The sequence below is a fragment of the Chryseobacterium sp. genome, assembly GCF_022869225.1.
In the GTDB taxonomy this organism is placed as follows: domain Bacteria; phylum Bacteroidota; class Bacteroidia; order Flavobacteriales; family Weeksellaceae; genus Chryseobacterium.
Genome location: NZ_JALIHL010000001.1, coordinates 1,178,478 through 1,203,930, shown reverse-complemented (window position 1 = coordinate 1,203,930; position 25,453 = coordinate 1,178,478). Strand labels below are relative to the sequence as shown.

At 37.0% G+C, this 25,453-nt stretch carries 27 protein-coding genes; 19 read left to right on the top strand and 8 right to left on the bottom strand.

Annotated elements, in window-relative coordinates; all coding sequences use genetic code 11:
• Window positions 1-7 precede the first annotated feature (7 nt).
• The 3 genes from MUW56_RS05680 (at window position 8) to MUW56_RS05670 (ending at window position 2,754) form a co-directional block, all read left to right on the top strand.
• Window positions 8-778, top strand: coding sequence for a UDP-2,3-diacylglucosamine diphosphatase (locus tag MUW56_RS05680; RefSeq protein WP_292012280.1), 771 nt, complete (start codon window positions 8-10; stop codon window positions 776-778).
• 197 nt (window positions 779-975) lie between these two features.
• The gene (locus MUW56_RS05675; RefSeq protein WP_292012279.1) at window positions 976-1,962 is read left to right on the top strand and encodes an acyl transferase; all 987 of its coding nucleotides are present in this window, start codon (window positions 976-978) and stop codon (window positions 1,960-1,962) included.
• A gap of 246 nt (window positions 1,963-2,208) precedes the next feature.
• Complete coding sequence (locus MUW56_RS05670) at window positions 2,209-2,754, top strand: hypothetical protein (RefSeq protein ID WP_292012278.1); 546 nt, start codon at window positions 2,209-2,211, stop codon at window positions 2,752-2,754.
• Between the two features lie 47 nt (window positions 2,755-2,801).
• On the opposite strand, the gene aqpZ is transcribed toward MUW56_RS05670, so the two are convergent.
• Window positions 2,802-3,518, bottom strand: a complete 717-nt coding sequence (gene aqpZ / locus MUW56_RS05665) for an aquaporin Z (RefSeq protein WP_292015383.1) — start codon at window positions 3,516-3,518, stop codon at window positions 2,802-2,804.
• 219 nt (window positions 3,519-3,737) lie between these two features.
• Here aqpZ and MUW56_RS05660 point away from each other — a divergent pair, with 219 nt between their 5' ends.
• The 13 genes from MUW56_RS05660 to MUW56_RS05600 all read left to right on the top strand — a co-directional run bounded on the left by MUW56_RS05660 (window position 3,738) and on the right by MUW56_RS05600 (window position 17,657).
• Window positions 3,738-4,358: a DUF5715 family protein gene (locus tag MUW56_RS05660; RefSeq protein ID WP_292012277.1), complete on the top strand. Its 621-nt coding sequence runs from the start codon at window positions 3,738-3,740 to the stop codon at window positions 4,356-4,358.
• A gap of 66 nt (window positions 4,359-4,424) precedes the next feature.
• Entirely contained in the window at window positions 4,425-5,186 is a 762-nt protein-coding gene (locus MUW56_RS05655; protein ID WP_292012276.1) for a hypothetical protein, read from the top strand.
• Window positions 5,187-5,199: 13 nt separating this feature from the next.
• Window positions 5,200-5,823, top strand: a complete 624-nt coding sequence (locus MUW56_RS05650; protein WP_292012275.1) for a hypothetical protein — start codon at window positions 5,200-5,202, stop codon at window positions 5,821-5,823.
• 128 nt (window positions 5,824-5,951) lie between these two features.
• Entirely contained in the window at window positions 5,952-6,608 is a 657-nt protein-coding gene (locus MUW56_RS05645) for an ATP-binding protein (RefSeq protein ID WP_292012274.1), read from the top strand.
• Window positions 6,574-7,251 carry a response regulator transcription factor gene (locus MUW56_RS05640; RefSeq protein WP_292012273.1) on the top strand — a complete coding sequence of 226 codons (678 nt, stop codon included), beginning with the start codon at window positions 6,574-6,576 and terminating at the stop codon, window positions 7,249-7,251. The genes MUW56_RS05645 and MUW56_RS05640 overlap by 35 nt, the downstream gene beginning before the upstream one ends.
• A 179-nt stretch (window positions 7,252-7,430) precedes the next feature.
• Window positions 7,431-8,789, top strand: coding sequence for a DUF2235 domain-containing protein (locus MUW56_RS05635; protein WP_292012272.1), 1,359 nt, complete (start codon window positions 7,431-7,433; stop codon window positions 8,787-8,789).
• Window positions 8,790-9,044: 255 nt separating this feature from the next.
• Complete coding sequence (locus tag MUW56_RS05630; RefSeq protein WP_292012271.1) at window positions 9,045-9,557, top strand: hypothetical protein; 513 nt, start codon at window positions 9,045-9,047, stop codon at window positions 9,555-9,557.
• Window positions 9,558-9,701: 144 nt separating this feature from the next.
• Window positions 9,702-11,633, top strand: a complete 1,932-nt coding sequence (locus tag MUW56_RS05625) for an ABC-F family ATP-binding cassette domain-containing protein (RefSeq protein ID WP_292012270.1) — start codon at window positions 9,702-9,704, stop codon at window positions 11,631-11,633.
• A gap of 142 nt (window positions 11,634-11,775) precedes the next feature.
• The gene (locus MUW56_RS05620) at window positions 11,776-12,132 is read left to right on the top strand and encodes a hypothetical protein (protein ID WP_292012269.1); all 357 of its coding nucleotides are present in this window, start codon (window positions 11,776-11,778) and stop codon (window positions 12,130-12,132) included.
• A gap of 234 nt (window positions 12,133-12,366) precedes the next feature.
• A complete protein-coding gene (locus MUW56_RS05615; protein WP_292012268.1) occupies window positions 12,367-14,751 on the top strand; it encodes a TonB-dependent receptor in 2,385 nt (794 codons plus the stop codon).
• Window positions 14,752-14,802: 51 nt separating this feature from the next.
• Entirely contained in the window at window positions 14,803-15,375 is a 573-nt protein-coding gene (locus MUW56_RS05610; protein ID WP_292012267.1) for a hypothetical protein, read from the top strand.
• A gap of 136 nt (window positions 15,376-15,511) precedes the next feature.
• Complete coding sequence (locus MUW56_RS05605; protein ID WP_292012266.1) at window positions 15,512-16,846, top strand: trigger factor; 1,335 nt, start codon at window positions 15,512-15,514, stop codon at window positions 16,844-16,846.
• 121 nt (window positions 16,847-16,967) lie between these two features.
• Window positions 16,968-17,657 (top strand): hypothetical protein, encoded by a 690-nt coding sequence (locus MUW56_RS05600; RefSeq protein WP_292012265.1) that lies wholly within the window; start codon window positions 16,968-16,970, stop codon window positions 17,655-17,657.
• A gap of 62 nt (window positions 17,658-17,719) precedes the next feature.
• Here the strand turns inward: MUW56_RS05600 and MUW56_RS05595 are convergent, their stop codons facing one another.
• Together MUW56_RS05595 and MUW56_RS05590 are read right to left on the bottom strand one after the other, a co-directional pair.
• Entirely contained in the window at window positions 17,720-18,304 is a 585-nt protein-coding gene (locus tag MUW56_RS05595) for a DUF3109 family protein (RefSeq protein WP_292012264.1), read from the bottom strand.
• Window positions 18,305-18,310: 6 nt separating this feature from the next.
• Window positions 18,311-19,216 carry a DUF6427 family protein gene (locus MUW56_RS05590; RefSeq protein ID WP_292012263.1) on the bottom strand — a complete coding sequence of 302 codons (906 nt, stop codon included), beginning with the start codon at window positions 19,214-19,216 and terminating at the stop codon, window positions 18,311-18,313.
• A 42-nt stretch (window positions 19,217-19,258) separates the two neighbouring features.
• Here MUW56_RS05590 and MUW56_RS05585 point away from each other — a divergent pair, with 42 nt between their 5' ends.
• Complete coding sequence (locus MUW56_RS05585) at window positions 19,259-19,492, top strand: hypothetical protein (RefSeq protein ID WP_292012262.1); 234 nt, start codon at window positions 19,259-19,261, stop codon at window positions 19,490-19,492.
• Window positions 19,493-19,574: 82 nt separating this feature from the next.
• On the opposite strand, the gene MUW56_RS05580 is transcribed toward MUW56_RS05585, so the two are convergent.
• The 5 genes from MUW56_RS05580 to MUW56_RS05560 form a co-directional block, all read right to left on the bottom strand.
• Window positions 19,575-20,012: a universal stress protein gene (locus MUW56_RS05580; RefSeq protein WP_292012261.1), complete on the bottom strand. Its 438-nt coding sequence runs from the start codon at window positions 20,010-20,012 to the stop codon at window positions 19,575-19,577.
• 58 nt (window positions 20,013-20,070) lie between these two features.
• On the bottom strand, window positions 20,071-20,676 hold the full coding sequence (locus tag MUW56_RS05575) for a fumarylacetoacetate hydrolase family protein (protein ID WP_292012260.1): 606 nt from the start codon (window positions 20,674-20,676) through the stop codon (window positions 20,071-20,073).
• A gap of 89 nt (window positions 20,677-20,765) precedes the next feature.
• Window positions 20,766-21,164 (bottom strand): DUF2007 domain-containing protein, encoded by a 399-nt coding sequence (locus MUW56_RS05570; RefSeq protein WP_292012259.1) that lies wholly within the window; start codon window positions 21,162-21,164, stop codon window positions 20,766-20,768.
• Between the two features lie 2 nt (window positions 21,165-21,166).
• Window positions 21,167-21,931, bottom strand: a complete 765-nt coding sequence (locus tag MUW56_RS05565) for a 3'-5' exonuclease (protein WP_292012258.1) — start codon at window positions 21,929-21,931, stop codon at window positions 21,167-21,169.
• A 66-nt stretch (window positions 21,932-21,997) separates the two neighbouring features.
• Complete coding sequence (locus MUW56_RS05560) at window positions 21,998-22,711, bottom strand: CDP-alcohol phosphatidyltransferase family protein (RefSeq protein WP_292012257.1); 714 nt, start codon at window positions 22,709-22,711, stop codon at window positions 21,998-22,000.
• Between the two features lie 89 nt (window positions 22,712-22,800).
• Here MUW56_RS05560 and MUW56_RS05555 point away from each other — a divergent pair, with 89 nt between their 5' ends.
• Both MUW56_RS05555 and MUW56_RS05550 read left to right on the top strand, forming a co-directional pair.
• Window positions 22,801-24,729, top strand: coding sequence for an LTA synthase family protein (locus MUW56_RS05555; RefSeq protein WP_292012256.1), 1,929 nt, complete (start codon window positions 22,801-22,803; stop codon window positions 24,727-24,729).
• 189 nt (window positions 24,730-24,918) lie between these two features.
• Window positions 24,919-25,338, top strand: a complete 420-nt coding sequence (locus tag MUW56_RS05550) for a DUF2147 domain-containing protein (RefSeq protein ID WP_292012255.1) — start codon at window positions 24,919-24,921, stop codon at window positions 25,336-25,338.
• Window positions 25,339-25,453 lie beyond the last annotated feature (115 nt).

Genomic DNA, 25,453 nt, shown 5'->3' with positions numbered 1-25,453 from the left:
TCAGAAGGTGTTAACAACTACGATCAATTTAGAACCTGGAAAAAAAGTGTATTTTGCTTCAGATCAGCATTTTGGGGCTCCCACGCCCAAAGAAAGCAAGGTGCGCGAAGAGAAGTTTATACGCTGGATGGATGAGATCAAGGAAGATGCTCAGGTTTTGTTTTTAATGGGGGATCTTTTTGATTTCTGGCATGAATGGAAACACGTTGTTCCAAAAGGTTACGTACGTGTTCTCGGAAAGATTGCGGAATTGAAAGACCGGGGGATCCATATTTATTTCTTTGTAGGGAATCATGATCTCTGGATGAAGGATTATCTTGAGGAAGAGATCGGATGTACGGTTTTTTATCAGAAACAGTATTTTGAAATGGGCGGAAAAAAGTTTTTACTGGCTCATGGAGATGGCCTTGGCCCTGGGGACAAAGGATATAAAAGGATGAAAAAGTTATTTACCAATCCAATTGCCCAATGGTTTTTCAAATGGCTTCATCCGGATGTAGCCATGAAAGTTGCACTGTATCTTTCTCAAAAAAATAAAATGATCTCCGGGGAAGAGGATAAAGCGTTCCTGGGAGAAGACAGGGAGTTTTTGATTATTTATTCCAAAGAGAAGCTGAAGACAGAAAAGATCGACTACTTCATCTATGGGCATCGCCACCTTCCGATGGTACTGGAACTGGAGCCTCATGCCAAATACATCAACCTGGGGGACTGGATCTCTTATTATACCTATGGTGTATTTGAAAAAGATTTTGAACTGAAGGTTTTCGAAAAATGAAACAAAAAAATTGCCCCTAAAAGAGGCAACTTTCGAATAGACCGAAGTCTACTCTTGTTTTTAATCCATATTCCGAATAAATAATTGCAATAAGTTTACCAAAGTATAGTTTGGAACTGAAAAATTTTAATAAAAAATAACCACCCTTCATGATTGGCTTGTATTAAGAAGATTTAAAGGGTAAAACTTTTATAACATTGGAAAATATATTCAACATACAGACAGAACAGGATTTCCTGGAGGCATCATTGAAAACTTTTCGTTATCAGTATGAAAATGTTGAAATATATAGGAAATTCGTTGATTTTTTGAAGATCAATCCGGATGAGGTAAACAGTTTGCCAAAGATTCCATTTCTGCCCATAGAAATGTTCAAAAATCATCAGATTTTAGATAAAAATGTGACTGCAGACCTTTATTTTCAAAGCTCAGGAACTACACAGATGAATTTGTCAAAGCATTTCATTGCAGATCAGAACCTCTATAAAGAAAGTATTTATAAAAGTTTTGAACAGTTTATAGGGAAACCGGAAGATTTTATTTTTCTGGGACTGTTGCCAAGTTATCTTGAAAGACAGAATTCATCTCTGATCTATATGGTGGATTATCTGATGAAAAAATCGGAAAGACCGGAAAACGGATATTTCCTGTATAACCATTCAGAGCTTTTTGAGCTTCTGAATCAATTGAAGGACCAAAAAGTCATTCTTTTCGGAGTTTCTTTTGCCCTGTTGGATTTTTTAGACTATTGTCATTCAGAGCGTAGCAAAGAATCTCTAAATTTTCATGAAAATTTAATAGTTATCGAAACCGGAGGAATGAAAGGCCGGAAAGAAGAAATGACGAAGGATGAGCTTTTAAAGATGCTGCAGGACGGTTTTAAGACCGATAAGATCTATTCAGAATATTCAATGACGGAATTGCTTTCACAGGCTTATTCCCTTGGTAACAATGAATATGAATGCCCGAATTGGATGAGGATCATGATCAGGAATGCAGAAGATCCGCTTACTTATGAAAAAGAGGGAAGAACAGGTGCTATTAACATTATTGATCTGGCTAACACACATTCCTGTGCTTTTATTGCGACTCAGGATCTGGGAAAAATAACAGGTGATGCATTTCAGGTACTGGGAAGAATAGATCACTCAGACATAAGAGGTTGCAGCTTGTTGGTGAGTTAATAATAGCGGGGTGCAGAATCTGTGTTATAGGATTTGAAGACCAAGTACGGGGGATGAGATTTCGGATACAAAATAGGAGTCTCACCGGTTAAGGTTCAAGCGTTACAGCTAAAGTCGTAGTTCCTCTCAACATTCTAAACCTAAAAATCATCTAATATCTTAACTCTTGGCTCTTGGTTCTTGGCTCTTGGCTCTTGACTCTATTATAACACTTGATATTTTTACATTAATACCTTATAGAAAACAATGCTTAAAATAGAAGAACTCATTCACGCTTATATCCATACGCACTGCGATTTTGAAAAAGAGCTTGTGCTGACCAACTATTTTCAGGCAGACTGGGAAGCGGATATGCTGATCATTGATGCGATGGGGAGCAGTCATGAAATTGAAATAAAGCTTTCGAAAAGTGATTTTAAGAATGATTTCAAAAAATCATATATCAATAAAGAGACGGGTGAGAAATTTCTGAAACATGATAAGATTTCCTGTGGAGACTATATGTGTAATGCTTTCAGCTTTTTACTGCCTATGGGAATGGTGGAGGCGGAGCTTATTCCTGAACACTGTGGCATTATTGAATTCTATCATAATGCAGATACCTGGGAAACGGAATTCTATCTGATCCGCCAACCTAAAAAACTTCATGAGGACTCCTATTGGAAATTGAATGACAAAGATCTTTTTATCAGGAAAATGGCTCTCAATCTGCTTCAGCGTAAAATGGAGATCAAAGGAAAGCATGAAGAACTCATTTTTAAAAATCCTTTCGATATCAAAAAGATAAAATAAAAAATCCTGCCGCCGGCAGGATTTTTTATTTATTATTCTCAATCTGATTAATCTGTTACTTCTGCAGTATCTCTCTGAAGTAGAAATTTGTAGATCAGCCCTCCTGCAATTCCTCCCAGAATAGGAGCTGCCCAGAACAGCCAAAGCTGAGACATGGCAATTCCGCCGGTGAAAACGGCCTGAGAAAGAGATCTCGCAGGGTTTACGGAAGTATTGGTAATAGGAATGGAGATCAGGTGGATCAGGGTAAGGGCAAGACCAATAGCAATACCGGCAAATTTACCGTTAGCCCATTTGTCTGTAGCTCCCATGATTACAATAAGGAAAAAGGCAGTTAATAGAAACTCGGCAAGAAATGCGGCACCCATGCTGAATGCCTTGCCGTTATAAACTGCTTCTCCATAGAAGTTGGTGGCAAAAGCACCCGGTTTTGAAAAGTCTACCACGCCGGCACCATTAAGGATGGTGTATAGACATGCTGCTGCAACAACTGCTCCCAGACACTGCGCTACAATATAAGGGATCAGATCTTTTGCAGGAAATCTTCCTCCTGCTAAAAGCCCGAAAGAAACTGCAGGATTGAAGTGTCCTCCCGAAATATGACCTACTGCGTAAGCCATCGTAAGAACAGTAAGTCCAAAGGCTAAAGCAACTCCCAGAAGGCCGATGCCAATGTCGGGAACTCCGGCTGCGAAAACTGCACTTCCACAACCACCGAAAACAAGCCAAAATGTGCCGAAAAATTCAGCAAAAAGTTTTTTTATCATGTTGTTTATTTTTAAATGTATCTCAAATGTAGAATTTATATCTTAAAATAAAAAGATAAATCTTAAAAAATATTTCAAAAATAAGGGAACAAAAAATGTAAATTCAACAATTTGGTTTGAAGTTTGTTTGGGATCTATTCGGATCGTATTATGATCAAAAATGAAAGAGATAACATAATTGTTTTATCTTTTATTAGTAATTTAAAAGGGTGGTTAATGAGAAAGTTTCTTTGTGTGGTCTTTGTACCTTTTATGTATAGCTTACATTATTCGCAGGCAGCCAAAAAAGTTTTTCCCTGCTATGATCTTACGACGGTTTTAAAAGTGGAGCCTACAGCCCTTTATAAACCTCATATCGATGCATCGAAAAGTTTTGGAATAAAGCTGCTGAAAGATGCTAAAGCTGTACAGAAATACATTAACAATGGAAAATTTCATAAGATAAAAAAAACAGGAAAGGGCTATCAGGTTCAGAAACTTGATTACAGCAGGGCTTATATGGTGTCTAAAGCAAAAACTACGCTGGAAAAGATAGGCTCTAGATTCAATAAAGAAACCAAAGGGGGAACATTTACAGTCTCTTCCATCACCAGAACACTTGAAGATCAGTGCAGGTTAAGAAGGGTAAATGCTAATGCTTCTCTGGGGATAAGTTCGCATAACTACGGAAATTCTTTTGATATTTCATACATCAGATTCAATCATGTTCTTAAATATAATCCGAAAATGGAAATTGCTCTGGAAAAAGTTTTAAAATATTATGCAAATGCCGGTAGAATTTACTATATAAAAGAAAAACAGCAGAGTTGTTACCATATTACGGTAAGGAATTATTAATTAAAATTCTTACTTGCATGGCATGTGTAGTTTGTCTATTTTTATAGGACTTAAAAAACCATGCTTATGACAACATTAAACAGAGAAGACTACATGCTGCCGCACGATCAGTGCTCAGTAGCTGCAGCTACTTGGAACGAGTACCTTGCTAAGTATTCTAAAGTAGGGGAACTGATCCCTACCAATAATATTTTTGAAATATCCAGACAACATCTCGATTGGATGAAGAACAACAGCCAGTACAATGAATTTTGTATTGAGGTAGGGGTGCATGAAGCGCATCTGATTCTGATTTTCTATCCTATGAGCGACACAGGAAGAAAAATTGATGATAAAGAAGCTTATCCATTTAGTGTTCTTTGCAGGCTTGACCGAGATATAAGACTTCAGGAAGTACAGGAGTACAGCATCGTTAAGAATGCTATTTTATCTAAAGATCTTCAAAATGTTGATAAAGAAGCTGACATGTCTTTCCCGGTTTCCGGTAAACCGATCCTTGAGCAGGATAAAGCTTTAGAAGCTATTGAAAAGTGGAGAGATGAAGGAATGGACTGGTTTTACAGAGAATGTACAGAATTCGGTGGGGCGAGAATTTTCAGAAGATTTTATGTTCCTACAGAAGACTTATGTCTTAATAACCCGGGGCTGACAAATATTGTATGCTCATTTGGGCTTAAATATAATGATGTCTATGAGAGAATGCTGGTTACCCTGATTTTCATTTCATTTAACCAGGCTCTGGAAAATGTAGGTGGGGTAGAGCTTGAATCCAATACCTATGACTGGGCCAAACCATGTCCTCCAATCTGCCGTATACCTTATGAATAATTTATAAATGGGAATGGCTGATTTTTATAAGGCGATTTTATTCCTCAATTATGGTCTGCTTCTATCCGTTATTTTTTTAGGAGCAGCCAAATACCGTATTTTAAATAATAAGGAAAAGCAGTATTTTTATTGTATTGCTTTTCTTTTTTTTATTGAATTACTGAACCTTATTCTGCCTTATATTTTTAACCTTAATGATACCTCATTTCTCTATCCTTTCTATATTGCGGGTGAGTTTTTTTTACTGAGCTTTTTATTTATCAGAAAACTGGATCTTCCCCGATATTTTCTGGGAATTGTAGCGGTACTGGCTGTTGGATTTATGATTTCAAAATATGGTTTTGATTATCCATCCAATGCAGATATTGCAAAAGTAGTATCAAATATCATCATCATCTGTCTTTCAGGATTTACGCTGATCCGGGAAATAAAAGATACTTCGGGACAAAACCGTTTCCTTTTGACAGACGCCAGTATTTTCTTCTACTATTCCGTTTCGGTATTTATTTTTATCGTTCAGCATCAAATCGCAAACCTGTCGGAAGACGGGTATTATATTATTTTTAGTGCAAACAATATCCTTTCAGGTATTTTGTACATTTCATTTTTATATACCTTCATCCAATTAAAGAAGTAACCTTAAATATCAACCTGCTGATTCTTATAATTGTTACCATAACAGTTATAGTCGCTTTTATTCTCCTCGCCTACAGATCGTTTATCAGCAGGATTATAAAGGAAAAAAATGCACAGCATGAAGTAGAGGTGCAGCATCAGAAGAAGCTGGTGCTGGAAAATATTAAGGCACAGGAAGAAGAAAGGAAAAGAATTGCCGTTATGATTCATGATGATATCGGAAACAGGCTCAATATTCTCTCTTTATGGCTCAATAACCTGGATACTCAGGGAGATGAGGTGATCAAAAAGAATATCTACAGCCAAATGTCTTCCCTGATTGATGCCGCCAGAAGTATTTCACATTCATTATATCCTGTCAACCTGGAATCCGTAGGAATGGTCTTGTATGTAGAAGAACTGATAGCAAACCTTTCCCATAAAATCAATATTTCCATGCAGGTGATGCCGGGATACGAAAAGAAAGATCTTTTTGTAGAAGTTCAGCTGTACAGGATTATCCAGGAGTTTACGACGAATGTGATCAAGCATTCTACCGCTTCTGATCTGTGGATCTATATTAAAGACTATCGCGGGAGCATGGCTGTTGTCATTTCAGATAACGGACAGGGTTTTGAGTATGATCAGGTGAAAAAAGGAATGGGAATCAAAAATATTGAATCCCGGATCCAGTCAATGAATGCTACCCATAAATGGAAACATACTTTTTTACATAAAGGAAGTCGATTAATCATTAAAATTCCAAAAAATAATGAGTTCCCAAATCAAAATAGCCCTGATAGATGACGAACAGCTGATCCTGGAAGGAGTAAAAATGCTGCTGTCAAACGAAAAGAATATATCGGTATCCCTTACTTCCGATAATGGTCCCGATTTTATAGAACAGCTGGAAAAACTTTCAGAACAGGAATTTCCTGATATTGCTCTTGTAGATGTCCAGATGAAGCCCATGAATGGTTTTGAACTGGTAGAAATTCTTAAAGAAAAATATCCGGATCTTAAAATTATTATCCTTTCCTCACACTATAAAACCTCTATTTTAGGATATATGGTAAAGCTGGGCGTTTCTGCCTTCCTCCCCAAAAATTCCAATAAAAAAATATTTATTGAAGCAATAACAATGGTGTATAAAAACGGGGTGTTCTTTACTGCCGAGGATCATCAGATGTTATTTACCTATATGAACAGTTCTGCAAAGAAAAACTCCCTCTTTGAAACGGAAGATGAATTGTCCGAACGAGAGAAAGATGTTGTAAAACTGATTTGCCAGGAATTTACCAATAATGAAATAGGAGAAAAACTTTTTATCAGTCCAAGAACAGTAGAAAGCCACAGACAGCGTATCCTGGAAAAGATCGGGGCAAAAAATACAGTTGGAATCGTTATTTATGCCATCGTAAATAATATCTATTCCCTTGAAAAACTTTAGTTGAATTACATGTTTATATGTAATTTTTTATCTTCATTCCGTAGAAATACGGAATTTTTTATTTGGTATTTTTTACTCTAGTTTACCAGCCCATACTTCTGTTACTTTGAAAAAAATCCTTGTCAGCGACGATTGGATGAAGTTTGAATGTAAAATACAGAGAAAATCTGTAATAATAAATGAATAAAAGAATGCAGGACAACAACGTAATTTCCGTTGGAATCTTCTTTGATGGTACTGGAAATAATGGAATAAATGCTTTTTCACCGGATAAACCACTGAAGAATAATGAAAGCTACTATGGTGCTTTTACAAATGTTTATAAACTATACAACCTGTTTAACGGGCATGAGAAAATATATGTCGAAGGAGTAGGAACTGTGCCAGGAGGTGAAGATAATAACTTTGCGATGGCAACATGTGCCAACCCACCGTATGGAAGCGGATACTCGTCTGATGATAAAATCCGGAAAGCTGATATTTTTGTACAGGAGGTTACCAGAGACAGGAATAAAGAATATCATTTTTATCTGTATGGATTTGGAAGGGGAGGAATGCTGGCCAGAACTTTTTGCAACCAGCTGCTGGCTTATTATTCTTTATCCCATATTAAAATCAAATTCCTGGGAATTTTTGATACTGTAGAATCTAAGCCTTTTAATACATATGACTTAAGTCTGCCACAGGAAATAGAACACGCCCTTCATCTTTGTGCCATCAATGAATGCAGGTTCTTTTTTCCGCTTACCGGTTTTTTTGAAGATTCAAAGACGATGCAGGACAGAAAATTTGAATACGGGAACTCTGTATGGAAGGAAATTTTTGTCCCCGGTGCTCATGCTGATGTAGGCGGCGGATACCTGGAAGGGCCGCAGTCTGTTTATATCTCTACAGATTTTATGAATGTGAATGATCTGCACGATTATGTATCAGATATTAGGAATGCAAAAAGCAATGCTGAAGGAAACCGGGTCTGGGATGCTTTGCTTGCTGATTATCAGGTTGAGACTGGTGAAATTTATTCTCAGGCTTATGTATGCAGGGATAAAGTGTATAATAATCTTGCAAAAGCGTACGGCAGGCTGATGCTGGAAGAAACCAATAGTACTGCTGCGGTTTTTGATGCAGATCTTGCTGAATTATATTTCGAAATAGACTATTATAAACATCCTTTTCTTGTTCGCTTTTATGATCAGCTTAAAGAATATACCCGGGATCTTTCAGCAGATAAGAAACCGGTGTATGATGATAAAAAGCTTAGCGATTATATTCATATATCAGCCAATTTTGGATTGTATGAAAATTCTGTACTGAAGAGATCAGAGTCCGAAATTAATGCTGAGCTGATTAATAACGGGTTGAATGTATCCAGCAGCACATCTGTTGATCAGGACAGCCAGACGAGGCTTTCCGTGGAGCTTCATCTCCCTGAGGATAGTTTTGTAGCAGATTTTCTGTACGGTACCAATGTTTCTAATAATGATATCTGGGTCCGCTCTGTCATCAAGACCCCGACCGCGATAAAACTAACGAGATAAATAATAGTGTTAGTACTTTTCAGTTTTAAATTTAGGTATGGGACATCGTGTAAGGTGTCCCATTTTGATTTGTAAAATGATATCTCTCCGCTGCGTAGAAGTACTGAAGCGTGAATTTGGTATTTTGTACTGTAGTTTCCAAAGACTTATTCCCGTTACTTTGAATTGTTCTTTCAGCGAAGCTTCAAAAAGACAGAACAGGAATTATAACAATAATCATTCAAAAAAATAAGTACAACATCAAAATATTGAGTCATGGAATATAGAGATAATGAAGTTTTTCTTGAATCAGCTTCAAATAATTTGGTAAAAGGATCTTTTACAGTAAGTGAGTTTTCTGTTACAAGTGGACAGGATCCTAAAGGACATATTTATGCAGGATATACTGCAAGCTGTGGCAGTGACGGCAAATTTACTTTTTCTATAGGAAGAAAAGGATCAAAAGAAGTGGCGTCATGGTTTACAGACAGAATTCCGGGAAGCAGAACAACATTTGATCACAATCCGGATGATTTGAACTTTGCCATGATTGGAACTTTAGTGTTGGAATTTTCCGGCAATAAAGTCTGTACATTTTATAATATTGCATTGGCACAAGGTCATAGCGGATCCAGTAACAACTGGTGGTTTGGAGGTAAGCAGGCCATGAATAATGGCGGAAATAAAGTCATCTGTGGAGCCGTAAGCAACGGAATTGTAGAACTGGCTGAATTTCTGAGAGGAGGAAATGATGTAAGCCGTGTAAGAGTAACCCCTAAAACTTTTTAACAACGTTCATCAATACAGTGAATAGATAAGTTTTTAAGCTTATAAAAAACTGTCCGTTACGGGCAGTTTTTTTATTTCTGGCCTATTCATTTCTTTTTCCGTATTTTTGCCCCGAAAATTCATTATTAACTCTTAATTTAAAAAATGCTTTCTGTTCAAGGTTTAGGATTACATCATTCGGGAAACTATCTGTTTCAAAATGTAAATTTCACTATTAAAAAAGATGATAAAGTAGGTCTGGTAGGGAAAAATGGAGCGGGGAAATCCACTTTATTGAAAATGTTATCCGGAGAGATTAATTTCTACGAAGGAGATGTAATAACTGAGGGAAGCGTTACCATCGGCTTCCTGAAACAGGATCTTGATTTTGTAAAAGGAAGAACTGTCTGGAACGAGACCATGCAGGCTTTTGAACAAATTAATGCCTGGAAAAATGAGCTCGAAGAGGTCAATCACCAAATGGCAACAAGAACCGACTATGAAAGTGATTCTTATACGGATTTGATCAATAAAATGACCGAGCTGAATGATCTTTTAATGAACCATGATGCCTACAATCTGGAAGGGGATATGGAAAAAGTATTGTTTGGTTTAGGATTTAAAGCAGATGATTTCCAAAAGATTACCGATGAATTTTCAGGAGGGTGGAGAATGAGAATCGAATTGGCAAAGCTGCTTCTGCAAAAGAATGATATTATGCTTCTCGATGAGCCTACTAACCACCTGGATATGGAATCTATCATCTGGCTGGAAAATTTCTTAAAGGATTATCCCGGAGCGATTGTTTTGGTAAGTCACGATAAGCAGTTCATGACAGCCGTTTGTAACAGAACTTTTGATATCAACAACAAAAAAGTTGACGATTACAAAGCCAACTACACAAAATATCTTATCATGCGGGAAGATCGCCGTGAAAAACTGATTCAGGCTAAAAAGAATCAGGATGCGGAGATCAAGCAGATGGAAGATAATATCAATAAGTTCCGTGCCAGTGCTACCAAGGCATCTTTTGCCCAGTCACTGATCAAAAAATTAGATAAAATTGAACGTATTGAAGTGGATAATGAAGACGTTTCCAAGTTCAATATCCGTTTCGTACAATCTATGGTTCCCGGAAAAATAATTTTTGAAGCGGATCATTTAGGAAAAGCTTACGGGAAAAAACAAATTTTTGATGATGTAGATTTCATCGTTCAAAGAGGAGACAGAATTGCGCTTTTAGGACAAAACGGACAGGGAAAAACCACTTTAGCTAAAATTTTGGCGGGTGATATCAAAGATTATTCAGGTTCTTGGAATCTTGGTCATAATGTAAACATCGGATATTTTGCTCAGAATCAGGAAGAGGTCTTAACGCCTAATAAAACCGTTTTGGAAGAAGCTGAAGATGCTGCTACGGAAGAAACCAGGCCCAGGGTAAGAGATTTATTAGGATCTTTCCTGTTTCAGGGTGATGCTGTATCTAAAAAAACAAAAGTGCTTTCCGGGGGGGAAAGAAACCGTCTGGCGCTTTGTAAGCTTCTTTTACGTCCATTCAATACCCTGATCATGGACGAACCTACCAACCACCTGGATATCCAGTCCAAGGAGATTATTAAACTGGCTTTACAGAATTTTGAAGGGACCCTAATTGTCATCTCTCACGACAGAGAATTCCTTCAGGGACTTTGTGACAAGATCTACGAATTCCGTGATGGGAAAATGAAAGAATTCCTTGGTGATATCAATGAATATCTGGAATATAGACAAAAGGAGACGATCAGAGAGATTTCTGCGGAAAAAGCCAAGCTTCACCATGAAGAAGTAAAGGTAGAAACTAAGAAGGCGGAAGAAAAACCTGCCGTTGGCAGCAGCCCGTCCTCTAATGCTATAAGTAAAGAACAAAAAAATATTCAGAATAAAATCAAAAAAGTAGAAGAGCGAATTTCCGAACTGGAAACAAAAGTTGAAGAAATGGAAGCTTCTTTTGCGAAGGAAAACCCTTCTGATGAAACTTTAGAGACGTACAATAAAACTAAAGAAGATCTGGATTCTGCCTTGCAGGAATGGGAATATCTGGGAACTCAACTTGATTAAAACAAATATAAAAGCTTCATAACCTCAAAATTATGAAGCTTTTTTTATAAAATAGTGGTTATTGCTACATATGGTACTACTCATTACAGTAATTTAATAAAAGTTTAGTTTAACAATTAAATTATTTTCATAATTTTGAAGAATGATTTTTAAAGAAAGCAGAATTTTGAAGAGTTTTATCTCCAAGCTATTGTTTGGAGTGTACTTCCTCGCACTGCTTTCTCAAAGCTTTCACCACCATGATTCTGTGGATTATTTTAAGTCTTTTAATCTTAAAAAGACAGAGAATACCGTGACGAAAGCAGTTGCTAAAGAGAAAGCTGGCGACTGTCTGGCCTGCCACTTTTTGGCTACCGGACATACATTGGCTCCTGAAGAATTCAGTTTTACCTTCGGTCATTATACGCACGAAGTAAAGCAGATCATCGCTGTTCAGGAGAAAATCTGGTCACAGACCAAATTCACATTTCAGCTTCGGGGGCCTCCCGCTATTTCATAATCAATAGATTCTTACTGGGTTTAAAGTTTTGTACTTTAAAGTTCAACGTTTAATGTTGTTGGAAAACAGCCGGCAGTTTGTGATTGGCAGTTATACTGATAAAAATGCCTCAATTACTGACTTCTAACTTCTTACCATTAACACACTTTATATAGTACAATCAAACCGGCCCATCCAACAAATTTTAACGAAAAAATGTACCCGGATAAAGGGTACGCAATCAATCTATTTATAATGAAATTGATATATTGCCTATTGCTGATCTTTTGTGGATCAGTATTTACAAGCGCACAAAAAACGTATACTGTACAGGGAACTGTTCAGGATTTTCACGATAGGACGATGCTGGAAAATGCTGTGATTAAAATCGGAAACTTTACAGCCAAAACAGATAAGAAAGGACGATTTTCTTTTGCTAAAATCCCTGCAGGGAAGTATACACTCATTGCCAGCCATCCTGATTGTAATGATTATACTGAAAATATAGGAATTGATCAGGATGTTCAGTTGGTCCTTACCCTGGAACATCATATCAAAGATATTGAAACCGTTACCATACATGGAAACCACAAAAATAACGGTTCGCTGGTTGTCAAAACGCTTAGTAAATATGATATAGAGAAAAATTCTACAGACAATCTGGGGAATTTATTATCTAAAATTTCAGGAGTGACCGCATTGAAAACCGGAAATAATATTTCAAAACCCGTAATCCATGGGCTTTATGGGAGCAGGATCAGCATTATGAACAATGGTGTGCGTCTTGCAGAGCAGGAATGGGGCGTAGAACACGCTCCGAATGTTGATATCAATAATTTTCAGCATATCGATGTGATTAAAGGAGCATCTGCTTTGAAGTATGGAAGCGATGCCATAGGAGGAGTCGTGGTCATGGAACCTGAAATTTTCCCTAAAAAAGATACGATTAAAGGCTCGGTAGGGCTTTCCGGAATTTCTAACGGAAGAGGTCTCGGCTTGGACGTAGATGTTGCCAAAGTCTGGAAAAACGGATGGGCTGTAAAATCTGGCGGAAGTATCAAAAAGCTGGGCGATCAGAGCGCTCCCGACTATAATCTGAAAAATACGGGAATGGATTTTTCTTCCTTCAATTTTACAGTCCAGAATAATACCTATGAAAGAGGAATTTCCTTTGATTATTATCTGACCAATCAGAACATAGGGATTTTAAGAGACTCCCATGTGGCCACATCGGAAGATTACGACAGGGCAATGAATGCAAATCCCCCTATTTATTCAGGTAAATTCAGTTATGATATTGATAACCCAAGACAGGTTATTGAGCATCATATTGCAAAAGTTTCAGCTTTCAAAAGGTTTGAAAATATCGGGAAACTATCTGCAACATATAGCTACCAGTACAACCACAGACAGGAATATGATATCAGAAGAGGAGAGTTAAATGATACACCCTCTCTGGATCTGGAACTGATGACCCATCAGTTTAATATTAATGATTTGTTAGAAAGGGAAAAATGGTCTTTGGAAACGGGAATTGATGCCGGTTTTCAGAACAACTATTCAGATCCTGCAACAAAAGCAAGACGTCTGATCCCGAATTACGACAAGTATTCTGCGGGGGCTTATTCGGTGTTCAAATATAAAATCTCTCATGAATTTAATTTTGAAGCAGGATTGAGATATGATTTTACCCGTTACGATGTTACCAAATGGTATGACAAAAGTGACTGGGACAAATTATATGCGGACACGTATCCGCAGTTTTATGTGAAGACTGATCAGAACAGGGTTTTGACCCGTCCGCAGCTTAATTATAATAATGTTTCCTTCAATGCAGGCTTGGAATACCGTCCCAATGCTAATTTTGATTTGAAATTTAATTATGCTAAAGTGGGAAGATCTCCGAATGTTGCTGAACTGTTTTCAGATGGATTACATCATTCTGCAGGAGTGATCGAAACCGGAGACATGGGATTGAAAAATGAACAGGGACATCAGTTTAATTTAAATATCGACTCAAAGTTCAGTGTTCTGCAGGGACTGAACGTTTCTGTAAATCCCTATTTTTTCATCACTAAAAATTTCATTAATGAAGTTCCTGTAGGGATCAAGGGTACCATCAGAGGTGTATTTCCGGAGTGGGTATATGAACAGATTGATGCGAAAATGTACGGAGTAGACCTGGATATCAATTGGAAGCTTACGGATGATCTGGCGTATGTTGGGAAAGGAAGCTATGTATACGGGCAGGATGATACCCACAATGAACCGTTGATTTTAATGATGCCGCCGAATTTTTCCAATGCATTGCAATTCAAAAAAGAGAAATGGAATAACTTCTATCTGACTCTTGAAAATCAAACCTTTTTAAAACAAGCCAGATTCCCGATTCGAAATGCCCCGTTGGAGCTTTATGTAAATGGCGAATTGGTGGATAAAATGATCGATTTCAGTACTCCGCCCAACGGATATTCACTTTGGAATATCCAAACCGGAATCAATATCAGCAAAAATCTTTCGGCAGGACTTATCGTGAACAATCTTTTCAATACCTCCTACAGAGAGTATCTGAACCGTTTGAGATTCTTTGCAGATGAGGCAGGAAGAAACTTTATTTTAAACTTTAGATACAGATTCTAAAGATTTCAATACTATTCAATCAAAATTTTTACAATTTTAAAATTCTTAAAAATGAACAAACTATTCAATACTAAAAATATTATCAAATTATTAGCTGCTTTATTTATTACCGTTACTGTCGTTACTTCTTGTCAGAGAAACGGATCTGCAGAAGAAGATGACCTTCCTCAGGAAGAGCTTACCAATATTATTCTTTTGGTAACTGAAGAGGGAAGCACCAATACAATTTCGTATGACTACAGTATTGGAGCTGGGGGAACACCTACCATTCCTCTTAAAGATGGGAAGAGCTACACCGTTCAGGCTAAATTCAGAAACGGTAACGAAGATGCCACCCAGGAAATTATTGATGCTAAAAACGAACACTTTTTAATTTTCGACTTTCCAAAATCTAATATTACGGTAGAAAGAGTGGATGGAGGAGATCTGAGAAGTGACGGAAAAAGAGTAGGATTAAGAACAAAATGGACTGTTGTAAAAGCGGTGGACGGAACAGCACCATTCTTAAAATTAACCCTTATTCACTCCCCTCAAAGTGTAAATGATGCTAAATCAGGAACAGCCTGGGGAAGCGTAGTAGGAGGAGAGACTGATGCGGAAGCCAAATATAACCTGAGTAATTAGGAATAATTAATCTTGTTTAAGCCACCGGAATTCCCGGTGGTTTTTTATTTAACAATATTTGGCGTTATAAGTTGACTTTAAATGGGTGATTTTCATAAAAAATTCATATTTTTGCAACCTAAAATTTTAATCAATAATGAAGGTTACCGCACAAAACCATGATGACGTAAGTGCATTGCTTACAGTAACATTGGAAAAATCTGACTACAAAGAAAAAGTAGAGAAGCAGTTGATTAATTATGCTAAAAATGCGCAAGTTCCTGGATTCAGAAAAGGGAAAGTGCCTTTGAGTATGGTTAAAAAACAATATGAAGCAGGTATTGCATTTGAAGAAATCAACAGACAGGTTTCTGATGCTTTGAACAACTATGTTAATGAAAATAAATTAAGATTAGTTGGTCAGCCAGTTCCTCAGCCAGTAAATGAATTGAATTACAACGCTGATCAGATCGAGGTTGCTTTTGAAGTAGGATATGAGCCTGAATTCACGATAGATTTAGCTAAATATGAAGCTCCTCACTACAAAGTAGAAGCTTCTGAAAAAGAAATCAACAAGAGCATTGAAAACATGCAGAAGCGTTTCGCTGAGCAGGTTCCTCAAGATAAAATCACTAAAGATTCTTATATCGCTTTAGAAGTTTCTCAGGTTGTAGAAGAATATGCAGAAGGAGAGCACCACCACCACCCAAAGAACGTTACTATTACAGCTGACAACAAAGAAGCTTTCAAATTAGTAAAAGCTTTGAAAATGGATGAGTCTGTAAAAGTTTCTAAAGAAACGCTTGCCGGCGATGAAGAATTAGCTAAAGAATTAGGATTCAGCAAAGAAGAAGTAGAGCACCTGCACCATGATGAATTAGAAGTAAAAGTAAAAGACTTCTATTCATTAAACTTAGCTGAGCTTAACGAGGAGTTATTCAACAAAGTATACGGAGAAGGAACAATCAAGTCTGAAGAAGAGCTTAAAGAAAAAGTAAAAACTGAATTAGACGAGTATTTCCAACAGAATGCTGATGTTCACTTTGTGAATAAAGTATTAGAACAGGTAACTGAAAAAGAAGAAGTAAAACTTCCTGAATCATTCCTTGTGAAGTGGTTATTGTTCTCTAACCAGAATATCCAGTCTGAAGAGCAAGCTAAAGAAATCCTTGAAGCTGAAAAAAATCAGTTGAGATACCAGATCATCGAAGGTAAACTGATGAATGATAACGAAATCCAGTTGGATTATGCTGATGTATTGGCACAAGCTGAGCAGTTGGTAAAAAATCAGCTGGCAATCTACGGAATCCACCACTTAGGGGATGAGGAGATCCAAAAATATGCTGTTGAAATGTTAAAAGATCAGGAGCAGGTAAAACAGATCTCTTCTGAAGTAGCTATGGCTAAATTGAAAGATGTAATTCTTGAAAAAGCAAGCAAAAAAGAAACTAAAATTTCTCACGACGAATTTTTAGAAGAGCTTAAAAAATAATTATACACTGATATAAATATTTTAAAACCGTCATTTTGACGGTTTTTTTTATTTAATGATCCTCCTCTGTATATTTCGGTCATTATTCATATATTTACCCTCTAAACTTATTATTACATATATGAAAAAGATGATCATCCCTTTTTTCTGTGCAGTGCTTTTTTCCGTCCCTGCAGCAGCGCAGAAGAAAGAAGCTGCTACTGTTAAAACAACAGAAGCCGTACCCTCTAAACTGACTCCTAAAGAAGTAGTGGATAATTACTTTAAAGCATTAGGTGGAAAAGATAAATTGGAAGCTGTAAAATCTACCGTTACAGATAATACGCTTAGCGTACAGGGAATGGAAATTACAATGACGACCAAGAAGCTGGGAAACAAATTCAAATCTGTACAGTCCTTAATGGGGCAGCAGATGGTTCAGCTGTTTGACGGTGAGAAAGGATATTTTGATCAAATGGGGAAGAAAACCGAAATTCCTGCAGATAAACTTGCCGATTTGAAAAAAGGGAAGCCGGTAGATGCTTTGGCTTTTGATGCTGCCAACTTTAAGAGTGCAACAGTAGAAAAGCTGGACGGAAAAGATTATAATGTACTTTCTTCAGATAAAGGAAAATTCTACTTTGATGCGGCTACGGGTCTTTTATACAAGACAATGGCAGGAGAAGGAAATGTAACCGTTAAAAGTTATATGACGGTAGATGGATTGCAGTTCCCATCCGAAGTAGATGCTGAAGGAGGCGGGCAGAAAGTGAATATTAAAACCACTAAAATAGTAATCAATTCCGGAGTGACGGATGCCGATTTTAAATAGACCTTTCATAGAAAAAGCCGGATATTTCCGGCTTTTTTTAATATTGGTCCCTGAAGTAAAATCTATGACCCGAATTCTTTCTTCCATTCATCAGCAGCTTCGCTTAGAACGGTATAGAATTCTTCACCGTATTTTCTGGTCAGTGGAGTTTTCAGGAATTTATAGACAGGAACCTGAAGCTCTTTGCCCAGTGTACAGGCATCACTGCATACATTCCACTCATGATAGTTTAAAGCGGTAAAAGTAGAGTATTCTGTAATCCTGATAGGGTAAAGGTGGCAGGAGATAGGTTTCTGCCAGTCTACAGCACCGTCTTCATACGCCTTTTCAATACCACATTTGGTAATTCCTTTTTCATCGAAAGTAACATAAGCACATTCGCGGTTCTCCACCATTGGAGTAACATACATTCCGTCGTGTGGGTCAGTAGTCCATGTTCCCTGTTCTTCAAGGGCTTTGATGCCTTCCTGGGTAAGGTAAGGCTTTATCTTATCAAAAATACTGTCCAAAATTTCAAGCTCGTCTTTATCCAATGGAGCTCCTACATCCCCTTCTACACAACATGCACCTTTACACTTGGTAAGGTTGCAAACAAATTCTTCGGAAAAAATATCCTCGGAAATCAATTTATCGTCTATCTGAATCATAATTTTTTAAAATAAGTCAAAAACTGTACCTGCTTTAAAGCCAAGTAAACTAATAATAATAAGCCATAATGCGGCTTCCTGCATCCAATATCTGGGCAAAAATCTCATCATCCTGCTCAGAATAATACTTGAAGGAAATGCCAGTAAGAGCAGATATTCATAGTTTTTATTCATATACAGAATGATGGTTATAAGCTGGGCAACGGAAAAGACCAATAGAAACGTATATTTATATCTGCTGATCGGGCTTTTCTTATTGTAATTTTTAAAATGGTCATATACCGCGTAAATCAGCATCAGGACAACTGGAACCAGCGGTAACAGCCCAGTATAGTCCGTTACCGGTTTCATCTTTCCAAAAGGAAAATAATCAATATTCCAGGTAGTGAACTGTACAAAATACATGATTGAGAAATAACTGAAAGCGATCAGAACTATTCCTAAAAGAAACCTGAAAAGATTCAATCCTATTTTTGCTGAAGTGGCGACCACGTGGATGATGACAAAAACAGCCATCGGCCAGGTGGTGGGAAGAAAAATAAAGTTCAATGCGACAATGGCCCCTACCAGTACATATGATTTTTTTCTGATGTCTTCATCTGCACTTGTCAAAAGAAGAATAAGAAAAGAATTGGTAAGCAGGGAAACCGCAATTCCGATATCTAAATTTCCGGGATACAGCCCAAAAATAAAAATTGTATATAAAAATAACGGAAGATGGGTCTGATAATTAAGGGCTACACTGTGAAAACAAAAATATCCCAAAGCAATTCCCAGAAAAGTAATTCCGGCAATAATCGCTTCGTAAGTATTGAAATTCAATATGTTAAATATTATTACTACTAAAAGAAGAAAACCAATATAAACAGGAATTGAAAAAATATTGCTTTCTTTTGAAAGTAATTTAAACATTTTTTATAAATTTGTACAAAGTTAATTTAAAAAAGGAAAATAATGACGTCTTTCTTTCTATTCTTAAGTAAAGTTTTCAAATGGACTTTCGGGTTCTTTGATGCTTTCGGAAATGTTTTAAACTGGATCCTGTTTATCGTTTGTTGTGCATTGTTTACATATTGGTGCTATGTACTGGTAGCTAAACTTGGAGGCGATAAAGATAAAGACTATTATTCTCCAACGGAAGGGAAGCACCCTTACTACGATCCGAATATCTACAAAAAAGAAGGTTAATTAATTGGTTATATAGTAAAAAACCGATCAAATAATTTATTTGATCGGTTTTTTTATTACTAACGATTAAAATTTATTTTTCTCAGTCATGGATGGGAAGTACCAAAACGGGAACAGGAGAGTTTTTTGTCAGCCCTTTGGTAAGACTTCCGACAAATACATCATAAATTCCGCTTCTTCCGTGTGATCCCATAACGATATAATCCGCATTTTTTTCCTTGGCATGTTCCAGGATAATATCTTTGGCAAGTCCTTGCTTTAACAGGTGCTCACAATCAATATCATGGGCGATAATCCTCTGTTCCAGTTTATTAAGCTGAACGAGCTCCTCTCTGATCTCATTCGCTTCCACTTCCGGAAAATATTGAAATCCCATATCCCCGATCGCGAAGCCAATATCTGATGGAGCTACGTGAATCAGATAAATTCTACCATTAAGTTGTTTTGCAAATTTTATGGCACCTTCTACCAACTGGTCTGTTTTGTCCCCAAAATCTACGGGTAATACAATATTTATCATAACCTTCATTTTGTTACCTAAAGATATAAAAAAATTACCAGAGTTGATGTTAAATTACTTATAATATTCGAATGTCAAGTACTTTTTCTTCCTCAAGATACGCTTCCAGCACGTCATTTTCACTTACTTTTCCGACCCCCTTCGGAGTTCCGGTAAAAATAAGGTCGCCTACTCTTAATGTGAAATATTGTGACGCAAATGCGATAATATCATCAAAACCGAATATCATATCCTTTGTATTGCCATCCTGTACCGTCTCTTTATTCTGCCGTAATGAAAACTGGAGATTCTCAAGGGTATAGTTCTCTTTTTTAAAGAAATTTCCCACTACCGCAGAGCCGTCAAAACCTTTGGCAAGCTCCCACGGAAGCCCTTTGGATTTCAGTTCAGACTGAAGATCTCTGGCGGTAAAGTCTATTCCTAATCCTATTTCTTCGTAATGCTTATGAGCAGATTCTTTCTGAATGTATTTTCCGCCTTTTGAAATTTTTAATACCACCTCCAGTTCGTAGTGGATATCATTTGAAAATTCAGGGATGTAAAAATCATTTCCTTTTAACACTGCAGTATCAGGTTTCATAAAGATAACTGGGTTCTCCGGAATTTCATTTCCTAATTCTTTTGCGTGTTCGCTGTAGTTTCTTCCAATGCAGATGATTTTCATAACTCTTTTTATTTTATTTTTTTGACTTCGTCATTGCGAGGAACGAAGCAATCTTTTAGATGGGCTAAAGACTATTAATTCCTAACAGGTTAATGGGTAAATTCATTCCCGCAATAATAACATTTGAATTTATGGCTCGTCAGAAAAGAAATTCCAAAGAAGCTGGTGGCGCTGTCATCCCTGTAAATATGATTCGATCCGCATTTCGGGCATACAAAATCAAATTCGGGATCACTGATGGTATGTTCTACCTCTAAAGAAAATGCTTCATTTTCCTTATAATCTGTGAGAATCTGTTTTGCCTTTTCAATGTCATCTTCAAAAACCTGAAGCTGGATTCCGCCTACCGCCTGTGACAGCAGCCAGTCGGATTGAATGAGCTGTTCATTGGCAATGAAGCTGTTGATCCCATTTTCTGCCAGTATCTGTTTGTCCCTGTTGGCTTCAAGGGCAGTTTCATAAAATTTAAAACGAACCAGATCAGACATTTTTAAAATTTACTTGATAATTGAATCTTGGTGAAAACTTTCTTGGTATACAGTGGGAAATCGGCATTCTGAAGCCATCCGAAATATCCGAGATCTTTTTGGAATACGGCTTTTACCCCCTGGCCTTTATATTTTCCGAAATTGAAAACTTCTTCCATCTTGTCATTGTAGCCGATAAATCCGGCAAGATCTGCATTTTTATTATGGAACGTGAACTCGCTTAGCGGAGCAATTTCGTTTGGAATGTCATCATATTTTCCCACCTGTGCGTCCAGAACTTCGAACGTAGCCATTACATCAGCCTCAGCAGAGTGGGCATTTTCCAATGTTTTACCACAATAAAACTGGTAAGCGGCTCCCAGGTTTCTAGGCTCTTTTTTATGGAAAATAGTCTGTGCATCCACCAGTCTGAATTTGCTGAGATCAAAATCTACCCCCACCCTTAAAAGCTCTTCTGCCAAAAGTGGAACGTCAAATCTATTAGAATTGAAACCTCCCAGATCACTTCCGGAAATCATTTCCATTATTTTAGGAGCGATTTCACTGAATACAGGGGCATCTTTTACATCCTCATCATATATGCCGTGAATTTCACTGCATTCTTTCGGGATCGATATCTCCGGGTTTACACGCCAGGTTTTGCTTTCTCTGGAAGCATCAGGATTTACTTTTAAGATACAGATTTCAACGATCTTATCCTTTCCGATATTCGTTCCTGTTGTTTCCAGGTCAAAAATACAAAGAGGTTTATGGAGTTTTAAATTCATGTTGTTGATTAATAATTTGAAAATGGGTTAATTTGAAAAGAAGATCATAATCAATTTCTTATTCTGTTATTTAAGCTGTTTTTGAAAAACAAGTGACACCAGGATATAATAGATGACCAGCATCGGGATTCCTACTGTTTGAAATAAAGCAAGAATAGCAATACCGCCCACCAATAAAACTATTTTAGGGTAATTGTCTTTCAATTGTTTGGATTTAAACTTCATCGCCATCATTTTTATCGGGCTGATCAGCAGCCATGAGGTAAAGAGGGTGAGGATGACCAATAACAATTCGTTTTCAAATAGAAAACTGAAAGCCCCTGTTTCCCTGAAGGCATAATAGAGGCCAAACAGCAATACCGTATTGGTAGGCGTGTTCAATCCTTTAAAATAATATCTCTGTTCCTCATCCAGATTAAAGATAGCCAGCCTTAGACAGGAGAAAACAGTAACCACCAATCCTATATACTTGATTTCAAATGGGAAATGGATTCCAAGCAATTCTGCTCCGAATGGCTCAAGTGCTTTATACATGGTCAGCCCGGGAATCACTCCAAAACTTACCATGTCTGCCAGAGAATCGAGCTGAAGGCCGAGATTCGAGTTTGACTTTAGGGCTCTTGCTACAAATCCGTCAAAAAAATCAAAGACAGCAGAGAAAATAAGGCAGATCGCCGTTGTCTGATAATCTCCTAAAATAAGATGTATTGCACCTATACAGCCTGCAAATAAATTAGCCAGCGTTAAAGCATTGGCAAGATTATTCTTTATAAAATCCATAAGTACAAAATTACAGTTTTTAAAAATTCTAGCTTAAAATAATGTGCACTAAAAAATACAATAAAGTGATTTTGATGTAAATTTGCCCCATGAAATTTTTTAAAGAATTAAGAACGCAGGAAGTTCTGGTATTGATTTACAGGATTTTCTTAGCCTATTTTTTTTATCAGATAGCAAGACTTTTATTCTGGTATTTCAATAAAGACCTGATTAAAATTGATTCGGTTTCAGATTATCTGAAGCTTGCTTATCATGGGACTGCTTTTGATACCACTGCGATTTTATATGTTAATTCGCTGTTTATACTGCTCAGTCTCATTCCTTTGGTGATCAATACGAAAAGAGTCTTTCAAAAAATTCTTTTCTGGATTTATTTTGTAACGAACGGGATTGCCTATGCAATGAATTTCGGTGACTTTATTTATTATAAATTTTCGCAGTCCAGACTTACCTCTGCAGCATTGCAGGTAGCAGAACATGAGTCTAACCTTTCCAAAACATTTATGATTTCTGTGGGACAGCATCCTTTTGTGTTGATAGGGTATGTTGTTTTGATGGCAGTATGGATTTTCCTGTATAAAAAAGTGAAGGTTGAAGAGCAAAGACCGGTGAAATTAATACCCTATTTTGTTTCTTCAATCGTGGTTCTGTGTATTACGGCCATTTTGGTAGTTGGAGGAATCCGCGGTGATTTCAAACACAGTACAAGACCGATCAATATGGTAGATGCCAACCGTTTTGTCACCAATCCGCTGCAAGGGAATGTGGTTCTTAACAGTACTTTTTCTTTTTTCAGAACGTTGGGAACCAACAGCTTTAAAGAAGTTCATTTTGTAAATGATCAATATATCCAGGAAAATGTACAGCCTTATAAAGTCTATGACCGGAACGTTCAAAACCGCCCCAATATTGTTATTTTTATTGTAGAATCTTTCGGTCGTGAATATTCCGGAGCCTTTAATAAAGATAAAAATATCAAAGATTACGTTTCCTACACTCCGTTTATGGATAGTTTGGCGGCCCAGAGTCTTATTTTTCCGAATGCATTCGCGAATGGAAGACAGTCTATCCATGGGATGAGCAGTGTATTGGCCGGGATTCCGAGCTTAACGGATGCTTTTACAGGATCACCGTATTCCAATCAGAAAATTCAGTCTATCGTTTCAGTATGCAATGAATTGGGGTATGATACTTCTTTCTATCACGGAGCCCCCAACGGCTCTATGGGTTTCCTTGGGTTTGGCAATATATTAGGATTCAAACATTATTTCGGAAAGACAGAATACAATCACGATGAAGATTTTGACGGAATGTGGGCTATATGGGACGAGCCGTTTCTGCAGTATTTTGCCAAAAATGTAGGAAAGACACAGCCTTTTATGGCGACAGTGTTTACCGCTTCATCTCATCATCCTTTTAAAATTCCTGAAAAGTATCAGGGGAAATTTAAAAAAGGAAAAATAGAAATGCATGAGCCGATGCAGTATACAGACTATGCAATCAGGAAATATTTCGAAACCGCTAAAAAACAGCCTTGGTTCAATAATACTATTTTTGTTTTCACCGGAGATCATACCAACCAGATTTATTATCCTGAATATGAAAAAGCAATGAACCGTTTTGCTGTTCCGTTGATTTTTTATTCTCCCAATCCGGAATACCAACTGAAAGGAGAAAATCCGGAAACGGCCCAGCAGATTGATATTTATCCTACTTTGGCAGACCTGATAGGCTACCATAAGCCGATCAGAAGCTGGGGGAAAAGCTTGGTGAGTGAGAAAAATTATCCTTCTATTGTGGTTAATTCAGATGGAACTTCGGAACAGTTTATTATCGGCAATTATATCTATCGTTTTGATGGGAAGGAAATTATCGGCGTGTATGATAAAAATGATTTAGGACTTGAAAATAACCTGATCAATACCCTTACAACTCCGGAAGTGCAAAAAGGAAAACAAACGGCAAAAGCCTGGTATCAGGATTACATGAACAAAGTGATTCATAGGAAACTTGATTAAAGCAAAAGGGAACATTGCAAAAGAGTAAAAGAGGATAAGCCCATTGGGAAAGCAGCCTTTTCACAATTTGGCCTTACTTTTGCCACTTTATGCTTTGTATAACAAAAGTTTTTGTTTGTTGAGAATTAATTTATATTTTTATCAATAGGTAGAAAAGACTATCGTATAAGAATTAAAACTATAAAAAATATGAAAAAATTAGTATTAACATTCGTGCTTTCTCTATTCAGTGTGCTTTCTTTTGCACAGATTGAAGGCAAGTGGAAAACAATAGATGATGAAACAAAACAGGCTAAATCTATTGTGGAAGTATTTAAGAAATCAGATGGAAAATATTATGGGAAAGTTTCCCAATTGCTTATAAAACCTGCTGATCCTAACTGTACTGCCTGTAAGGATGACCGAAAAGGAAAACCGATTTTAGGGCTGGAAATCATCAGAGGATTAAAAAAAGACGGGGATGAATTTACAGGTGGAAGCATCACTGATCCTAAAACAGGTAAAACTTATAAATGTACCATTACAAGAAGCGGAGATAAGCTGAATGTAAGAGGTTACTTAGGATTATCTTTATTAGGAAGAACCCAGGTTTGGGAGAAAATGAATTAATTTAAGTTTAAATAGAATTCTAAATGACATTTCAGAAATGAGATGTCATTTTTTGTTTATAAGAGAATGTATGGGAATTTCTTCAGGACCTTAGAGAAAACGGCAAAGAACTAAG

Coding starts and splice junctions, on each gene's coding strand:
- MUW56_RS05595 (WP_292012264.1), bottom strand. CDS start 18,304: ATGATTCAGATAGACGATAAATTGATTTCCGAGGATATTTTTTCCGAA.
- MUW56_RS05575 (WP_292012260.1), bottom strand. CDS start 20,676: ATGAAAATCATCTGCATTGGAAGAAACTACAGCGAACACGCAAAAGAA.
- MUW56_RS05555 (WP_292012256.1), top strand. CDS start 22,801: ATGAAATTTTTTAAAGAATTAAGAACGCAGGAAGTTCTGGTATTGATT.
- MUW56_RS05620 (WP_292012269.1), top strand. CDS start 11,776: ATGATTTTTAAAGAAAGCAGAATTTTGAAGAGTTTTATCTCCAAGCTA.
- MUW56_RS05630 (WP_292012271.1), top strand. CDS start 9,045: ATGGAATATAGAGATAATGAAGTTTTTCTTGAATCAGCTTCAAATAAT.
- MUW56_RS05640 (WP_292012273.1), top strand. CDS start 6,574: ATGAGTTCCCAAATCAAAATAGCCCTGATAGATGACGAACAGCTGATC.
- MUW56_RS05605 (WP_292012266.1), top strand. CDS start 15,512: ATGAAGGTTACCGCACAAAACCATGATGACGTAAGTGCATTGCTTACA.
- MUW56_RS05650 (WP_292012275.1), top strand. CDS start 5,200: ATGGCTGATTTTTATAAGGCGATTTTATTCCTCAATTATGGTCTGCTT.
- MUW56_RS05580 (WP_292012261.1), bottom strand. CDS start 20,012: ATGATAAATATTGTATTACCCGTAGATTTTGGGGACAAAACAGACCAG.
- MUW56_RS05570 (WP_292012259.1), bottom strand. CDS start 21,164: ATGTCTGATCTGGTTCGTTTTAAATTTTATGAAACTGCCCTTGAAGCC.
- MUW56_RS05585 (WP_292012262.1), top strand. CDS start 19,259: ATGACGTCTTTCTTTCTATTCTTAAGTAAAGTTTTCAAATGGACTTTC.
- MUW56_RS05550 (WP_292012255.1), top strand. CDS start 24,919: ATGAAAAAATTAGTATTAACATTCGTGCTTTCTCTATTCAGTGTGCTT.
- MUW56_RS05560 (WP_292012257.1), bottom strand. CDS start 22,711: ATGGATTTTATAAAGAATAATCTTGCCAATGCTTTAACGCTGGCTAAT.
- MUW56_RS05590 (WP_292012263.1), bottom strand. CDS start 19,216: ATGTTTAAATTACTTTCAAAAGAAAGCAATATTTTTTCAATTCCTGTT.
- MUW56_RS05565 (WP_292012258.1), bottom strand. CDS start 21,931: ATGAATTTAAAACTCCATAAACCTCTTTGTATTTTTGACCTGGAAACA.
- MUW56_RS05635 (WP_292012272.1), top strand. CDS start 7,431: ATGAATAAAAGAATGCAGGACAACAACGTAATTTCCGTTGGAATCTTC.
- MUW56_RS05610 (WP_292012267.1), top strand. CDS start 14,803: ATGAACAAACTATTCAATACTAAAAATATTATCAAATTATTAGCTGCT.
- MUW56_RS05655 (WP_292012276.1), top strand. CDS start 4,425: ATGACAACATTAAACAGAGAAGACTACATGCTGCCGCACGATCAGTGC.
- MUW56_RS05615 (WP_292012268.1), top strand. CDS start 12,367: ATGAAATTGATATATTGCCTATTGCTGATCTTTTGTGGATCAGTATTT.
- MUW56_RS05600 (WP_292012265.1), top strand. CDS start 16,968: ATGAAAAAGATGATCATCCCTTTTTTCTGTGCAGTGCTTTTTTCCGTC.
- MUW56_RS05660 (WP_292012277.1), top strand. CDS start 3,738: ATGAGAAAGTTTCTTTGTGTGGTCTTTGTACCTTTTATGTATAGCTTA.
- MUW56_RS05625 (WP_292012270.1), top strand. CDS start 9,702: ATGCTTTCTGTTCAAGGTTTAGGATTACATCATTCGGGAAACTATCTG.
- MUW56_RS05670 (WP_292012278.1), top strand. CDS start 2,209: ATGCTTAAAATAGAAGAACTCATTCACGCTTATATCCATACGCACTGC.